This is a genomic window from Streptomyces sp. YJ-C3, assembly GCF_053891275.1.
Genome location: NZ_CM132685.1, coordinates 3,760,955 through 3,775,752, shown reverse-complemented (window position 1 = coordinate 3,775,752; position 14,798 = coordinate 3,760,955). Strand labels below are relative to the sequence as shown.

The 14,798-nt window shown below is 69.2% G+C and carries 14 protein-coding genes; 6 read left to right on the top strand and 8 right to left on the bottom strand.

The genetic code is table 11. The features are described from left to right. Positions 1-11: 11 nt before the first annotated feature. From ACVHNB_RS16625 to ACVHNB_RS16610, 4 genes are all read right to left on the bottom strand, one after another. Positions 12-1,490 (bottom strand): sugar transferase, encoded by a 1,479-nt coding sequence (locus ACVHNB_RS16625; RefSeq protein WP_428950377.1) that lies wholly within the window; start codon positions 1,488-1,490, stop codon positions 12-14. A gap of 538 nt (positions 1,491-2,028) precedes the next feature. Next, complete coding sequence (locus ACVHNB_RS16620; RefSeq protein ID WP_428957440.1) at positions 2,029-2,850, bottom strand: SigB/SigF/SigG family RNA polymerase sigma factor; 822 nt, start codon at positions 2,848-2,850, stop codon at positions 2,029-2,031. A gap of 376 nt (positions 2,851-3,226) precedes the next feature. After that, positions 3,227-4,465, bottom strand: a complete 1,239-nt coding sequence (locus ACVHNB_RS16615; protein ID WP_428950378.1) for a PP2C family protein-serine/threonine phosphatase — start codon at positions 4,463-4,465, stop codon at positions 3,227-3,229. After that, on the bottom strand, positions 4,462-6,051 hold the full coding sequence (locus ACVHNB_RS16610; RefSeq protein WP_428950379.1) for a sensor histidine kinase: 1,590 nt from the start codon (positions 6,049-6,051) through the stop codon (positions 4,462-4,464). The genes ACVHNB_RS16615 and ACVHNB_RS16610 overlap by 4 nt, the downstream gene beginning before the upstream one ends. 118 nt (positions 6,052-6,169) lie before the next feature. On the opposite strand from ACVHNB_RS16610, the gene ACVHNB_RS16605 reads away from it, so the two are divergent. From ACVHNB_RS16605 to ACVHNB_RS16585, 5 genes are all read left to right on the top strand, one after another. Continuing rightward, complete coding sequence (locus ACVHNB_RS16605) at positions 6,170-6,535, top strand: hypothetical protein (protein WP_428950380.1); 366 nt, start codon at positions 6,170-6,172, stop codon at positions 6,533-6,535. A gap of 1 nt (position 6,536) precedes the next feature. Then, positions 6,537-6,965, top strand: coding sequence for a response regulator (locus tag ACVHNB_RS16600; protein ID WP_428950381.1), 429 nt, complete (start codon positions 6,537-6,539; stop codon positions 6,963-6,965). A gap of 79 nt (positions 6,966-7,044) precedes the next feature. Next, entirely contained in the window at positions 7,045-7,449 is a 405-nt protein-coding gene (locus ACVHNB_RS16595) for an ATP-binding protein (protein ID WP_428950382.1), read from the top strand. Positions 7,450-7,573: 124 nt separating this feature from the next. Further along, entirely contained in the window at positions 7,574-8,803 is a 1,230-nt protein-coding gene (gene manD / locus ACVHNB_RS16590) for a D-mannonate dehydratase ManD (RefSeq protein WP_456228470.1), read from the top strand. A gap of 195 nt (positions 8,804-8,998) precedes the next feature. After that, the gene (locus ACVHNB_RS16585) at positions 8,999-9,421 is read left to right on the top strand and encodes a hypothetical protein (RefSeq protein ID WP_428950384.1); all 423 of its coding nucleotides are present in this window, start codon (positions 8,999-9,001) and stop codon (positions 9,419-9,421) included. Between the two features lie 42 nt (positions 9,422-9,463). Here ACVHNB_RS16585 and ACVHNB_RS16580 read toward each other — a convergent pair whose 3' ends face one another. The 4 genes from ACVHNB_RS16580 to ACVHNB_RS16565 all read right to left on the bottom strand — a co-directional run bounded on the left by ACVHNB_RS16580 (position 9,464) and on the right by ACVHNB_RS16565 (position 12,984). Further along, positions 9,464-10,249: an STAS domain-containing protein gene (locus ACVHNB_RS16580; protein WP_456228469.1), complete on the bottom strand. Its 786-nt coding sequence runs from the start codon at positions 10,247-10,249 to the stop codon at positions 9,464-9,466. Between the two features lie 192 nt (positions 10,250-10,441). Then, positions 10,442-11,590, bottom strand: coding sequence for a maleylpyruvate isomerase N-terminal domain-containing protein (locus tag ACVHNB_RS16575; protein WP_428950386.1), 1,149 nt, complete (start codon positions 11,588-11,590; stop codon positions 10,442-10,444). Continuing rightward, on the bottom strand, positions 11,587-12,090 hold the full coding sequence (locus ACVHNB_RS16570) for a sigma factor (RefSeq protein WP_428950387.1): 504 nt from the start codon (positions 12,088-12,090) through the stop codon (positions 11,587-11,589). The genes ACVHNB_RS16575 and ACVHNB_RS16570 overlap by 4 nt, the downstream gene beginning before the upstream one ends. Before the next feature lie 231 nt (positions 12,091-12,321). Then, positions 12,322-12,984 (bottom strand): DUF4232 domain-containing protein, encoded by a 663-nt coding sequence (locus ACVHNB_RS16565; RefSeq protein ID WP_456228468.1) that lies wholly within the window; start codon positions 12,982-12,984, stop codon positions 12,322-12,324. Positions 12,985-13,142: 158 nt separating this feature from the next. Here ACVHNB_RS16565 and ACVHNB_RS16560 point away from each other — a divergent pair, with 158 nt between their 5' ends. After that, a complete protein-coding gene (locus ACVHNB_RS16560; protein WP_456228467.1) occupies positions 13,143-14,666 on the top strand; it encodes a sulfatase-like hydrolase/transferase in 1,524 nt (507 codons plus the stop codon). Positions 14,667-14,798: the final 132 nt, after the last annotated feature.

Sequence of the window (14,798 nt, the reverse complement as noted above, 5' to 3'; positions counted from 1 at the left end):
CTCCCCGCGCATCAGTACGCCCCCTGCCCGTGGAGCACCGCGCGCAGCGTCTTCCACAAGATCACTGTGTCGAGGGCGAGCGACCAGTCCTCCACGTACCGCAGGTCGAGGCGGACGGCCTCCTCCCACGGCAGGTCGCTGCGCCCGCTGATCTGCCACAGGCCGGTGAGCCCGGGCTTGACGAGCAGCCGCCGCCGGATGTCCGGGCCGTACGCCGCGGACTCCTCCGGTAAGGGAGGCCGCGGGCCGACGAGCGACATCGAACCGGTGAGCACGTTGAAGAGTTGCGGGAGTTCGTCGAGCGAGTACCGGCGCAGCACCGTCCCCACCCGGGTCACCCGCGGATCCCGGCGGAGCTTGAACAGCAGCCCCGCGCCCTCGTTGCGGTCGGCCAGTTCGGCACGTGCCCCGTGGGCTCCGGTCACCATGGTGCGGAACTTGAGAATGGTGAACTCGCGGCCGTCCTTGCCGACTCTGCGCTGGCGGTAGAACGCGCCGCCCCGGCTGTCCGCCAGGACGAACAGTCCGACAAGCACCATCAGCGGCGCGAACAGCATCAGCAGGACCGCCGCGCCCAGCCGGTCGACGACCTCTTTGACCGCCCGGCGGCCCCCGGTGAAGGTCGGCATGCTGACCCGCAGCAGCGGGATGCCGAGCACCGCGTCGACGTGCAGCCGCGGGCCGGCCACCTCCATCAGGACGGGGGCCACGACCATCTCGGCCTCGCTGCCTTCGAGGTTCCAGGCCAGCCGCTGCAGCCGGTCCGGTGACCAGTGCGGGTCCGGGGTGACCGCGACGACACGGTAGCCGTCGCGGCGGACGTGGTTGGCGACGTCCGTCAGCCGGCCGACGACCGGCACTCCGTCCAACTGGTCACCGTCGAGCCCGAGACCGTCCGTGGTGCACACCGCGTCCACGCGCCAGCCGAGGTGCGGAAACTTGCGGGTCCGGTTGATCAGGTCGCGCACGGTGGCCGGGCTCCCGGCAGCGAGCACCGGTCTGAGGCACTGCCCTTCCTTCCGCTGCTTGTGCAGCGAGAGGCGGAGCACATACCGCTCGGTCATGGTGACGAGCGCGATCGCGGGGATCGCGACGAAGATCCATAGTTTGATGTTGCGCGAGGTGAGGGCTATCCCGCCGAGCGCGAGCACGACGGTCGCCGTGAACAGTGAGCGTCCGAGCCTGCGGAACTCCTCGGCTCCCTGACCGAGCACAGCCGGGGCCCAGGCCCGGCTGACCGCAAGCGATGCCAGCACCAGCAGTTCGGTGCCGAAGGCGAGGATTCCCCATTTCTCATGCCAGTTGGCCGCGTCCCGGGCCCCGAAAAAGTTGCCGATCCCCGCCACCACCAAGGCGGTGGCCACGGTGTCGCTGGTGATCACGGTACGGCGATACCGCTGTTCCCAGTCATTCGCCGGCTGGCTGATCGTCCCGTCCGCCAGACGCCCGCGCGCCGACGGAAAAGGGCCGACTAATCCCCCCTGCCGCACAAGAACCCCCCGGTCCCCAATGGTTCGACATGGTCGTGTGCTGATCCCCCCGGGAGGCCACGCCCCCCGCACCGCGCTGTTCCTCCCCCTGGAGGCCCCCGCCTCCCGCGCATGACTTCTCGGCCGTTTCAGCGCTGCTTGGACTGCTCACCCCGGCGGCAGATTCGCAGGTCCTGCCGGACTGCCGAGATGCACGGGACCCGTCTCAACTTCGAGTGCTCCCCACACCCGAAGCCCCCTCTCGGGCCCCCAGAATTGATCACCCCCGCCTCTGACGCCGGAGACACAACAGCTGAATATCCATGGCATTTGAGCTATAGATCATCACTTGTCGCCTCGTGTCCCGGCATGTGAAGCATGGACAATCTAGAGCATCGGAACCCGTCTGGAGAGGGTGATGTGTGGAATTTGTGCTCAAGATTTGTAGCTGGGGTCACGGGCCGCTGACCGGCCGCGGATTTCCAGCTGGCCAAAACCTGTCTTGCGGCTTGTGACGTCGGGAGCTCCCGGAGGGCCGGCCGCGCGGGACAGGCGCTCGTCAGGAACCGCCGTCCCCCAGCAGACCGATCCGGAGTCTGGCCACGAGCCTGCTGATCAGGCGTGAGGCGTGCATCTGCGAGACGCCCAACTCGCGGCCGATCTCGACCTGGGAACGCTCCTCCACGAAACGCATATGCAGGATGACGCGATCTCGTTCGTCCAGCTCCGCGATGAGCGGAGCGAGGGAGCGCTGGGTCTCGATGAGTTCGTAGGACTGTTCCTCGAAACCGACGAAGTCGCCCAGCACGGTGTCGGTTTCACCGCTGCCCCCGGAGACGGCGGCGTCCAGGGAGGCGGTGTTGTACCCGTTCACCGCCATCTGGACCTGGGCGACCTCGGCCCGGTCGAGCTGCACCCGCTCCGCCAGTTCGGCCGTGGACGGCGAGCGCCCCAGACGCTGGCGCAACTCCTCGGTCGCCTCGGTCACTTCGGCGCGGGCCTCCTTCAGCCGGCGCGGGACGTGCACGGCCCACGTGGCGTCGCGGAAGAAGCGCTTGATCTCACCGGTGATCCACGGAACGGCGAAGGAGGTGAACTCCACCTCGCGGGAGAGCTCGAACCGGTCGATGGCTTTGATCAGACCGATCGTGCCGACCTGGACGAGGTCCTCTCTCTCCGCGACACCGCGGTACTTGAACCGTCCGGCCGCGTACTGGACCAGCGAGAGGTTCATCTCGATCAGCGTGTTGCGCACGTACTGGTGATCACGCGTACCCTCCTCGAGCTGCGCGAGGCGCTCGAAGAAGTACGTGGCCACTTCTCTGACGTCACGCGGCGCGATCGACGCCGGATCCGCGTAAGCCTGTTCCACCAACTTCATGTCGACGCCGCCCGCCTCGTGGGCGTGCTGCTGCGACATCACTGTGGTCATCCGATCCATCCTCTTCACTTCTTCAGAACTGCTCCGGATCGGAACGCATCCGTGCCGGGCGTCACCCTTCGACCGCTCGGCGGCGGGCAGTTGGAACACACGCGACAAAGTACCCCAATGCGACGGCCCAACCGCGTACCTGGATCACGCGCGTGGGCGCCAACAGGGGCCGGCCGGCGCCATGGCGCGCAGGGGGTACGACGGACCGAAGGTCGTCGACGTGACAGGGACGGATCCGGCGGCGCGGCGCTGCGCCGAGGACGGACGGCAGCCCAAAGCGCGCCAGGGGCGGCCTAGTTGACCGCGGGCCGCCCCTGGGGCGTCGTCAACGACGCTCGAGCCGCGGGGACGGGGAATCAGCTGTCCCCGGAGCGGGCAGCAGGCCCGTGAGTGAACCGATGCCGTTCCATTCCAGACGGAGAATGGCGAGATCGTCGGTGTGCCGGTTGGCGTTGAGTTCGCGGACCTGGGTGATCAGCTCGTCGAGGTGCGTGTCGGTGTCGTCCGCCGGTATCCGGTCCATGAGACGGATGAGTCCGTCCACGCCGAGCCGCTGCGGCTCTTTCCCCTCGTGGCCCTCGACCAGGCCGTCCGTGTAGATGACGAGCGCTCCACGGTCCGGCAGGGTGAGCTCGCTGGCCTGCCAGTTGGCGTGGCCCGGCGCGATGCCCAGAGCGATGCCGTGGCGTGCCGACACCTCGCGCGTCCGGCCCGCCGTGGTCAGCAACGGCGGGTGATGGCCCGCGAGATGGAGGGTCGCGCGGCCGGCGGCCGGGTCCAGACAGGCCAGCGTGACGGTCGCGAAGAGGTCGCTCTGCGTGCGTTCGGCGACCAGCATCCGTTCGAGGAGCAGCAGCAGGTCCTGGGCGCGGTGGCCGCCCAGGGTGAGGGATCGCCAGGCGATGCGCAGACACACTCCGAGCGCGGCGGCGTCGGGACCGTGCCCGCTCACGTCACCGACGATGGCGTGCAACTGACCGTCGGGCGTCTGGACCACGTCGAGGAAGTCGCCGCCCAGTAAGGCCCGTTCGCGGCCGGGCAGGTAGCGGCTCGTGGCCCTGATGGCGGAGGCGGAGATCATCGGCTGCGGCAGCAGGCCCCGTTCGAGGCGGGCGTTCTCCTCGGCGCGCAGCTGCCCGGTCCGGATGTCGGCGCTGGCCCGCTCGGCCTGCTTGCGGTGGACCGCGTAGCGGACGGCGCGGTGCAGAAGGTCAGGGGCGACCTGACCCTTGACGAGGTAGTCCTGGGCACCGGCGGCCACCGCCTCGCTGCCGGCCTGCGACTCGGCGAGACCGGTCAGGACGATGATCGCCGCATCGGGTGCGATCTCCTGGACCGCGGCGACCGCACCGATCCCGCTGGCGTCGGGCAGGTGCAGGTCCAGCAGGATGCAGTCCGCGGCGTGGACCGTCGGTTCGGCGCGGACAGCGGCGAGGCTGCTGGCCCGGATCAGCGAATGGCGCAGCCCGGTGTCGATCAGCAACTCCTCCACCAGGAGGGCGTCGCCGTCGTCGTCCTCGACCAGGATGATCCGCACGTGCTGTTCGGGTGCGAAGGTGTTCATCTCGCGGCCGCGCCTTCGACGACGTCGGCCTGCTGCGCGGCCCCGGTGGCCGCGAGGGTGAAGACGAAGCGGGTGCCGGGCCCGTGGTCCGGGTCGATACCGATGGTTCCGCCGTGGAACTCGGTGATCTTCTTGCACATGGCGAGGCCGATGCCGCTTCCTGGATAGGCGTCCTTGGTGTGCAGGCGCTGGAAGATGATGAACACCTTCTCCGCGAACTCCGGGGCGATCCCGATGCCGTTGTCGCTGACCGCGCAGCGCCACAGGTCGCCGTCACGGGTCGCCTCGATGGTGATCTCGGGTGCCCGGTCGGCGTGCCGGAACTTCACGGCGTTGGCGATCAGGTTCTGCCACAGGATGCCGAGCTGCGTGCTGTCCCCGGTGACGGTGGGGAGCGGATCGCGCACGATCCGGGCGCCGGACTCCTCTATGGAGACACTCAGCGCGTCGAGCGTCTGGCTGACCACCGCGTCGAGATCGACCTCGCGGTGGTCGTTGTGGACGCGGCCCACGCGCGAGAACTCCAGCAGGTCGTTGATGAGCTTCTGCATGCGGTTCGCCCCGTCGACCGCGAACCCGATGTACTGGTCGGCCCGCTCGTCGAGCTGTCCGGCGTAGCGACGCTGGAGGAGCTGGCTGAAGCTCGACACCTTGCGCAGGGGTTCCTGCAGGTCGTGCGAGGCGACGTAGGCGAACTGCTCCAGCTCGGAGTTGGAGCGGCGCAGGTCCACCGCCTGTTCGTCGAGCCGGCGGCGGGCTTCCTCGGTGAAGGCGAGTTCGTCCAGGAGCCGGCGCCGCATGGCTTCCATGTCCGCGCCGAGCCGGCGCAGGTCCGCGGGTCCGGTGGCGACGACGGGGTGCTCGAAGTTGCCGCCGGAGACCTCGCGGGCATCGGCGCCCAGCCGCTCCAGAGGGGTGGTGATGCCCCGCCGGAGCCCCTCGAAGACCAGGACCGTGAGCAGGAGGATGACAGCGGCGATGCTGATGAGGATGCCGTCGCGCAGCCGCGACGCGCTCTTCAGATCCTCCGTGGCCGCGAAGCGGGCGTCGCGCAGGTGGTCCTGCTGGACGACCATGGCCTTGCGCAGCGCGTCGAACGAGGTCTTGCCCTGGGTGGCCCGTTGCGCGGAGAGTTCCACCGAGGTCCCGGCGGGGGCCTCGGCGACCGGTCGGGCAACGGTGCGCTGCCAGCGTCCCGCCTTGGCCAGGACGTTGTCGAGGTCGGCCCGCCCCTCCTTGTCGTCCGCGAGCAGGTCGCGCAGCTGGGTCACGGCCGAGCGCTGGTCGGTCAGGCCCTGCTCGTAGGGCGCAAGGAAGGCACGCTCACCGGTGAGGCCGTAGCCGCGGACGCCCGTCTCCTGGTTGACCAGGGCCGCCTCCAGGCGCACGGCGTTGGACAGGGACGGGCTGCGGACACCGACCAGCTCGTCGGTGATGGCGGACGCGCGGGTCAGGGACCAGAGACCGAGCCCGCCGAGCACGGCGAGCACGACGAGCGCCGAGCCGGCGCTCACCCGCAGCCAGCGGCGCGTGGTCCAGTTCGCGCGGGATGTTCGGGAACGTCCGCTCTTGACGTCGGTCGCCATACCGGGGCGCTCCTTGAATCAGTCAGGGCCGCCTCCCCTTGTGCGCGGCGTGCATACTGTAACCGCAATCCGACAAGTCATGTTGTCGAGCGACCAGCAGTTTCCTAGGGTGTGCGGCATGCCTGGCAAGCATTTCTCCCTACGTGTGACCGAGGAGGAGATCGCCCAGCTGTCCATCGACGCGCTCGGCGACCTCGTCCGTCGGCTCACCCCTCGCACCCTGGACCCCCGGCCCGCCGACGACGGCCACGTCACGGCACAATCACAGGCGTTGACGCGCTTGTACATGGTGTTGCAACTGAGGAGCGCGCTGGATCGCCTGGAGTACCAGGCGGCCCAGGATGCGGTCGCGGCGGGGGCCGGCTACCCGGAGCTCGGCCGGGTCCTCAACATCACCCGGCAAGGGGCCAGGAACCGCTGGCCCGATCTGATCACCCACCCGTCCCGCACCCCAGCCGACCCGACCCCGCCCCGGAGCCCATGAGATGACCACGTCGCCCCGTCCCTACGACGTCCTCCTCGTCGAGGACGACCTCGCCGACGCCATGCTGGTCCAGGACGCCCTGAGCGCGCGCGGTGCCCGGAACCTGACCCAGGTCGAGGACGGCATCGCCGCTCTGGAGTACCTGCGCGACCCGAGCTCCACGCGTCCCGACCTGATCGTCCTCGACCTCAACATGCCGAGGATGAACGGGCGGGAGCTGCTGGCCGTGCTCAAGGGCGACGACGACCTGCGCACGATCCCCGTGGTGGTCCTGACGACCTCCGCGGCTCCGGACGACGTGACGGGCGCCTACCGGCAGTACGCCAACGCCTACGTCACCAAGCCGGTCAACCTCGACGACTTCGAGCACGCGGTCCAGAGCATCGACGCGTTCTACCTGGACACGACCACTCAGCCTCCCCGTCCCTGACGAGACCGTGGAGCAGACGTCCGCGCACCGGGGTTCGGGCTGCAGAGGCCCGGTGCCCGAAGACACTGGAGGAGGTCCTGTGGGTGCTCCGGACGCATCCGACACGGAGCGCTTCACCTGCTCGCAGGCTCGGACCGACACGAGCAGGACCGTGGTCGCCCTGTGCGCGGACCTGACCGAGCAGCAGGCCCGCCGTCTGCACGACGATGCGCTCCTGATCGCCAGCGAGCTCGCCTCGAACGCGCTGCGCCACGGCGGTGGCATCACCGGCTTCAGCGCCCGCGTCCACGACGGTGCCCTGGTGGTCGAGGTCAGCGACCGCAGCCCGCACGCACCGCTCCTGAGACCCCACGACCCCACCGTCCCCGGCGGGTTCGGCTGGATGATGGTCAACGACCTGGCGCACGCCGTCACCGTCGAGGCGCACGACCGGGGCAAGACCATCTCCGCCGTGCTGGGTACCGCTCCCTACCGTCGGCCGTGACCGGCGTCACGACCACGACCAGGACCACGGTGCGCCCGCAGACGACCTGCGGTGCGATCACCCGGCCCGGCCGGGCCTCACGCACTGAACCGGCTCCGTCGCTCCCTCGACCCAGAAGGTGGACATGCGCATCACTTCGGCCGACGTCATCGTCACCAGCCCCGGCCGCAACTTCGTCACCCTGAAGATCACCACGGACGAGGGGATCACCGGTCTCGGCGACGCCACGCTCAACGGGCGCGAACTCGCCGTCGTGTCCTACCTCCGCGACCACCTCGCCCAACTGCTCGTCGGCCGTGACCCGCACCGCATCGAGGACACCTGGCAGTTCCTCTACCGCGGCGCCTACTGGCGGCGCGGACCGGTGACGATGGCCGCCGTCGCCGCCGTCGACATGGCGTTGTGGGACATCAAGGGAAAGGTCGCGGGTCTCCCCGTGTACCAGCTCCTCGGCGGTGCCTGCCGCACCGGCCTCATGACCTACGGCCACGCCTCCGGCCGCGATCTGCCCGAGCTGTTCGACTCGGTGCGCCAGAACATCGAGGAGGGGCACCAGGCCGTACGGATCCAGACCGCCGTCCCCGGCCTCAACGCCGTGTACGGAGTGGCGGCGCAGCCCCAGGCCAGTGGCGAGCGCTACGACCACGAGCCGGCCGGGCGGGGCCCCCGCCCTCCGGAGGAGGACTGGGACACCCGCGCCTATCTGCGCCATCTGCCCACTGTCTTCGAAGCCGTACGGAACGAGTTCGGGCCCGCCCTGCCGCTGCTGCACGACGGCCACCACCGGATGACGCCGATCCAGGCGGCGAAGCTCGGCAAGTCCCTTGAGCCCTATGACCTGTTCTGGCTGGAGGACAGCACGCCCGCCGAGCACCAGGAGGCCTTCCGCCTGATCCGCCGGCACACCACCACTCCCCTGGCGGTCGGCGAGGTCTTCAACCACGCGGCCGACTTCCAGACCCTGCTGAGCGAGCGGCTCATCGACTACGTACGGGCAGCCTCGACCCACTTCGGCGGCATCACCCCGCTGCGCAAGATCATGAACACCGCGGCCGAGTACCAGATCAAGTCGGGCTTCCACGGGCCCACCGACATCTCCCCCGTCGGCCTGGCCGCCCAGGCCCATCTGGGCCTGGCCCTCCACAACTTCGGGATCCAGGAGTACATGGGGCACAGCGACGCCACGCACGTGGTCTTCCGCCCCTCGCTGACGTTCAAGGACGGTCTGCTCCACCCCGGCGACACCCCTGGGCTCGGCATCGACCTGGACGAGGAGGCCGCCGCGGCCCACCCGTACCAGCAGGCTTATCTGCCCTACAACCGCCTCGCCGACGGCACCGTCCACGACTGGTGACGGATTCACCGCTTCCCGGTGCGGGCCCGCGATCGGCTTCTGTACGGACAGTCCGCGAAACGGACAGATTCCGGCTTGCGGCGAGGCGGGGGCTGTAGGCGGAGGACAATTCTGGTGGGCTGCGCCGCGAAGGCCCGCACATCACGACTCAGCCCAGGAAGGCGTGCCCGCCCAGACCTAGCGAGCGACGATGCCATGGAACGCTTCGTGGAACCGTGCGGATCCGACCGTGCCGGACAGCAGTTGTGCATCCAGCTCACGCGGCTCTCCGAACTCGTGCGCTACGCACAGGACGTCATGGAACTGAAGGCGGAGGACGCGGACGTCTTCATGCCCCTCTACGCCGTCCTGCTGCACGGCGCCTGCCCCGACTCCGTCGTGATCCGCCGTCTTCGTCGGCCGGCCGAGTGCGCGGTCGGGCAGGCGGCACTCACGGCCTCGCTCTCGTGCCCGCAGCGGGAGACGGCGGTGCAGCTCCTGATGACGGTGTGGTCCGCGAGTCTCACGCCGGACGCGGAGGCCGAGTTGTGGGCCGCTCGTGCGCCCGACCTGCCCACCCGCTGCCTGCGTGCGGCGGCCACCGACTCCGGGCCGCCCTCGCCGATGCCGCTCGCCTAGCGGTCGCGCTGTCCCCACGCGCCGGTCGCCGCACGCGCCGACTCAGCGGACCATCCGGCCGGCCACCTGGATCACGTACGCGAGCTCCCGCTGTGCGTCGGGCGTCCAGACGGTCGGCTTCGCACAGTGCGTGGAGAGCATCCCGATGAGCGTGCCGGCCGGCGTGACGACGGGCAGTGAGGCGACGGCGTGCACGCCCGCGTCCTGGAGCACCTCGGCCGCTGTGGTGCCCACGAACAACGGTGACGTACGCACGTCTTCCACGAACACGGGGTGCTGCTGGCGGGCTGCCGCGCCGCAGGCACTCCCCTTCCCATTGAGCTGCACGCTGTGGAAGAAGGACAAGAACGGTGGGTGGAATCCCCGCTGTGCCGCGATGCGCAGCGTCCGCGACGCGGGGTCGAGCAACTGGGCGTTGCCCATCGGAGCCCCGATCACACGCAATGCTGCCGCAAGGGCCTCCTGCAGCACGAGCCGATTGCGCTCCTGGACGGCGACGGCGGACGACGCACCACTTGTTCCTTGGATGCGCAGGGCCCGCAGAGCGCCGTTCAGATGAAGGGCCCGCAGCCTGGGATCGTCGGCTCCCCACACCTCCATCTCCCCACCCGCGGAGCGCACTTGTTCCGAAAGTGCCTCGACGAGCGCCACTCCGGCGAATCCCATGAAGGAGACGTCGCTGAAGTCGAGCACGAGGCAGCCGTCTTGTTCCGCCAGGCGCGAGAGCTGCCTCCGCAACGCCACGACAGCCCCGTGATCCAGCTGCCCGGATACGCGAACGACTGCTCTCTCGGCTTGCGAGGTGACCGACACCTCGATGCCCGGCACCGACAAGGACTGCACCATGGACGCCACCCGCCCCGACCGCGCTGGAGATGTGCCTCCAGCCTAGACACCGCTCGCTCGTCGCGGGACCGCTTTCAAGCCCGCGCTCCAGGCCTGCGCCTGTCGCCGAACACGCTGTTGTCGGCCACCTGTACGACCGCCGTGGCGCCACCGGCACGCGGGCGGGCGCCGTCGCTACAAGCGGCTCATGGAAGCCATCGCGTACAAGAGCTCGACGATGGCCGTCTGGTCGCCCTGCTGTCCGGTGGCAGCCTGCCTCGGGGCGAGGTGACCGGCCGCGAGACGGCAAAACTCCACCTCCGGGAGCACGATATGGCTCACGCAGTTGTCAGGACCGGCAGGGCCGTCGGGCCGGTCGAGCGGGAGATACCACTCCCCTCCGCTCTCGCCCTCGATCTCGAGACGGACGCTCCGCTCCGAAGCGCCCGGTTCGACGACCGGCAGCGGTGGAGAGGCGAGACCGGCCTGCCGTCTGGCCGCGAGGATCGACGGCAACATCTGCACAGCGACCCCGATCAGGGTCTGCAGGTGCTCCGGCACCGGCGGTGGATACGGATAGTCCACGGCATCGGCGATGTCGGTGGCATGGATCCACGTCTCGAAAGCCCTGTCCAGCAGCGCCAGTCGCAGCGGCAGGACCACGTCCTCCCCGTACGGCACCGCGATGTCGGCCACTCCGCCGCCGCCGTACGCGCAGGTCCGGATCAGTTCGTAGGCCTGGTCCCGCCACGTGCTGCGCACCGAACTGCCGTCGGCCCGCCCGCTCGCGTCCGATCCCTCCTCGGGCGATTCCATCTGCTTCCACAGGGCCTCGGTGCGCTGTTGCGGATCCGTCGAGCCCTTCCCGTCCGGCGTGACCGGATCCGGCAGACCGAGGCTGGCGGACACCATCCCGTCGACGGCCACCAAGTGCCCGAGGACCCCGCCCACCGACGTGCTGTGGCTGGCGGAGTCGTCGCCCTCGAACCACTGCAGTTGTACCGGCTTGGCCCACTCGTCCTCCGCCAGATCCGCCAACAGCCCGTCCAGGCGCGCGGTTTCGGCGTCGTAGGGCTTCGCATAGTCCGGCACGGCGACCTGTGGCGGACGAGCGCCCAGACAGGCTCCGAGCACCTCGGCACGCAGGGTCGGGGGCAGGTCCAGGTCCATGTGGGGATGCAGGAACTCGGAGGCGGAACGCAGCCGTTGTGCTTCCGCCGCGCACGACGCGCAGGCGGACAGATGCTCCTCGATCCGCTCCGTCTCCTCCGCCGAGCAGGCGTGGAGCGCCCAGGCACCGAGCATCCGCTGCAGGTGGAGGTCTTCGCACGCGTTCCCGCTCACCGCTCGTCCTCCCTGACACCGCCGGAGAGCATCTGCAGCCCCAGCCGCAGCCGGCTGAGGACTTCGTCCTCCGTGATGCCCAACTGTGCTGCCGCTTGGCGGTAGTCCATGTTCCCTGTGTACACCAGGTGAAGCGCCACGCGTGTCCTGGAATTCACGGAAGCGAGGACGGCATCGGCCTGTTCGATTTCTGTGGTCCGGGCGGGCCCGCCGGGTCCGCCGTCCCTCACTCGCTTGCCGGCGCGCTCGCAGGCCTCCATGGCGAGCCACGTGCTGAGGCGGTGTCTTGTCGGGTCGAACGCTTCGGGGTGCTGCCACAGTTGGGAGAAGACCGCGGTCACGACTTCACGTGCTGCCTTCTCCTCGCCGAGCAGACGGACGGCGATCGCGTGCACGAGTCGGGCGTGCCGGTCGTAGGTCTCGCCCAGGGCAGCCGCCTCGCCGCGGGCCAGGCGCACCTGCACCTGCCGGTCCCACTGCGCGGTGTCGTGCCGCGTCACGCCCATGCTCCCCCTCCCGTCGCGTCACCTCCTCGACTCTAGCCAGCCGCGCCTGTGCTCTGCCGACCCAACGGCAAATGACGCCTTGTGATTGTTCGTCACAGAACGCGCAAGCGATTCACGAGCGCAGCGGGCAGGTGGCCACCTCGGAGCAAGGCGTCGTTCTTCGCGTTCACGGAGGGGAACTTCACGTTCGAAGAGGTCGTCGACGGCATCTGGCAGCGGGAGCGGTCAGAGCGCCCGTGCCGTGAACGGGCCGACCGTGAAACTGTCCCCGCACACCTCGAGCTCGCCGGGGGCCGTCGCGGTGAGGGCCGCCGTGTTGTTGGGCGGGTAGACCTTGATGCGGGCCGGGTCGGGCCAGCAGGTGCCGTCGGTGACCTCCTTGCGGGGTGTCTGCACCACCGCGTGGGCCGTTTGGCCCGGCTTGAGCACGACGTCACGCATGGTGCCGTTGTTCGACCGTGTCGCGGGCTTGCCGACGCGCTTGCCGTGCGCGTCGGTCAGCGACAGGCCCGGATAGCCCTTGAGCGCGCAGGTGCCGTCCGTGGTGTTGGTCAGGGTCAGGTCGAAGTACTTGCTGTTCATCTCCTGGCCCGTCGGCTTCAGCGCCGTCTTCAGGGCGTCCGTGGTGCAGTCGCTGCCCATGCCGGCGTCCGAGGCGTCCGAGGCCTCGGAGGTGGTCGCGGGGGCCGCGGAGCCGGAGGTCCGCGGGTGGCTGCTCGGTGCCGCGCCGTCCTTGGCCGCATCGGTCGACTGCGCACTGCGGGTCGTCGTGTGAGCGGCCGCCTGGTCGTCCTGCGCACCGCACGCGGTGACGGCCAGCACGCCGACCGCCACGAGTCCTGCCGCGCAGGCACGTTCACGATTCCATTTCGTCCCGTTGGCATTCATACGGTTCGCCTGTCCGCATGGGCCCCACCTATGCGCCCGTCCGTGGGATCCCGCGGCATTCCCACGCCCCACGCGCCCTGTTCACACGGTTCTCCCACCCTCTTGCGCCACGGTCGACGTCGGGAGTCGTTCTGTCACGCAGTCCAGAAGGAGAACCGTTGACCAACGCAAGTGTTCCCAGGAAAGCCCTGCTGTGGCTGGCCACGGGCGCTCTGGCGGCCGGCCTGGTCGCGTGCGACAGCGACAGCGGCGGGGCGAACACGGCCGAGGAGAGCGCCGGCGGGCAGCGTGCCGCGTCGTCCGGGCACCCCAACATCGTGTGGGTGCTGACCGACGACCTCTCGTCGGACCTGGTGGACTACATGCCGCACGTGAAGGCCATGGAGAAGAACGGCATGTCCTTCTCCAACTACACGGTGACGGACTCGCTGTGCTGCCCCTCACGTTCGTCCCTCTTCACCGGCAAGTTCCCGCACAACACCGGGGTGTTCACCAACATGCCGCCGGACGGCGGGTTCGGGACGTTCCACGAGAAGGGCAACGAGGACAAGACCTTCGCGACGTCGCTCAAGAAGCAGGGCTACCGCACGGCCATGATGGGCAAGTACCTCAACGGCTATGAGCCGGACATGACCGTGAACGGCGAGAAGAACTACGTTCCCCCGGGCTGGGACGAGTGGGACGTGGCCGGGAACGGCTACAAGGAGTACGACTACACGCTGAACCAGAACGGCAGGACGGTCGACCACGGGCACGACCCGGAGGACTATCTGACCGACGTGGTCAACGAAAAGGGCCAGGACTTCATCGAGGACTCGGTGAAGGAGAAGAAGCCCTTCGTGCTCGACATCTCCACTTTCGCGCCGCACGGCCCGGCCACCCCGGCTCCCCAGGACGAGAACACGTACCAGGATCTGGAACTGCCGAGGCCCGCGGCCTTCGACAAGACGCCCACGGACGCCCCGCAGTGGCTCACGGACAAGAAGTCCTTCACTCCTCAGCAGATCAAGAAGATCACCAAGACGTACCGCAAGCGCGTCCGCGCCGTGCAGGCGGTCGACCGGATGATCGGTGACCTCCAGGAGAAACTGAGGAAGGAAGGCGTCTACGACGACACCGTCTTCGCCTTCGCCTCCGACAACGGGTTCCACATGGGCCAGTACCGTCTGATGCCGGGCAAGCAGACCGCCTTCGACACGGATGTCAACGTGCCCCTGGTGGTCACCGGACCGGGCGTCGAGCGGGGCGCCACCACCGGGGCGATCGCATCCAACATCGACATCTGCCCCACCTTCACCGAGCTGGGCGGCGGCAGTCCCGATCCGGCGGCCGACGGCCGCAGCCTCGTGCCCCTGCTGAAGGGGGACACCCCGAAGGACTGGCCGCGGACCGCGCTGGTGGAGCACCACGGGCCCACCACCTCGGCGAAGGACCCCGACAAGCCGGGCAAGGGCAGCGGCAATCCGCCCAGCTACGAGGCGCTGCGCACCGACCGGTACACGTATGTCGCGTACGAGAACGGCTCCCACGAGTACTACGACCGCAGCAAGGACCCGGACATGCTGCACAACGTCTACGCGCAGCTGTCCTCGGACACGAAGAAGCAACTCGCGTCGCAGACAGAGAAGTTGACGGACTGCAAGGGTGCCGAGGAGTGCGGCGCGGCCGCGCGGGCCGACTGACCGGCGCCGGTCCGCAAGGACGCGAGGGGGGCTCCGGTGTCGCGGAGCCCCCTCTTCGTGGTGCGGTGATCGATTCCCACGGTTCTCACACCTGGCACAGACGTGCGTGGAACCCCGCCCCCGCAAGCTCCC

What these genes read in the sequence shown, in the direction of transcription:
- ACVHNB_RS16620 (WP_428957440.1), bottom strand. Translation starts at nt 2,850, where the DNA reads ATGAAGTTGGTGGAACAGGCTTACGCGGATCCGGCGTCGATCGCGCCG.
- ACVHNB_RS16615 (WP_428950378.1), bottom strand. Translation starts at nt 4,465, where the DNA reads ATGAACACCTTCGCACCCGAACAGCACGTGCGGATCATCCTGGTCGAG.
- ACVHNB_RS16610 (WP_428950379.1), bottom strand. Translation starts at nt 6,051, where the DNA reads ATGGCGACCGACGTCAAGAGCGGACGTTCCCGAACATCCCGCGCGAAC.
- ACVHNB_RS16605 (WP_428950380.1), top strand. Translation starts at nt 6,170, where the DNA reads ATGCCTGGCAAGCATTTCTCCCTACGTGTGACCGAGGAGGAGATCGCC.
- ACVHNB_RS16600 (WP_428950381.1), top strand. Translation starts at nt 6,537, where the DNA reads ATGACCACGTCGCCCCGTCCCTACGACGTCCTCCTCGTCGAGGACGAC.
- manD (WP_456228470.1), top strand. Translation starts at nt 7,574, where the DNA reads ATGCGCATCACTTCGGCCGACGTCATCGTCACCAGCCCCGGCCGCAAC.
- ACVHNB_RS16585 (WP_428950384.1), top strand. Translation starts at nt 8,999, where the DNA reads ATGGAACGCTTCGTGGAACCGTGCGGATCCGACCGTGCCGGACAGCAG.
- ACVHNB_RS16565 (WP_456228468.1), bottom strand. Translation starts at nt 12,984, where the DNA reads ATGAATGCCAACGGGACGAAATGGAATCGTGAACGTGCCTGCGCGGCA.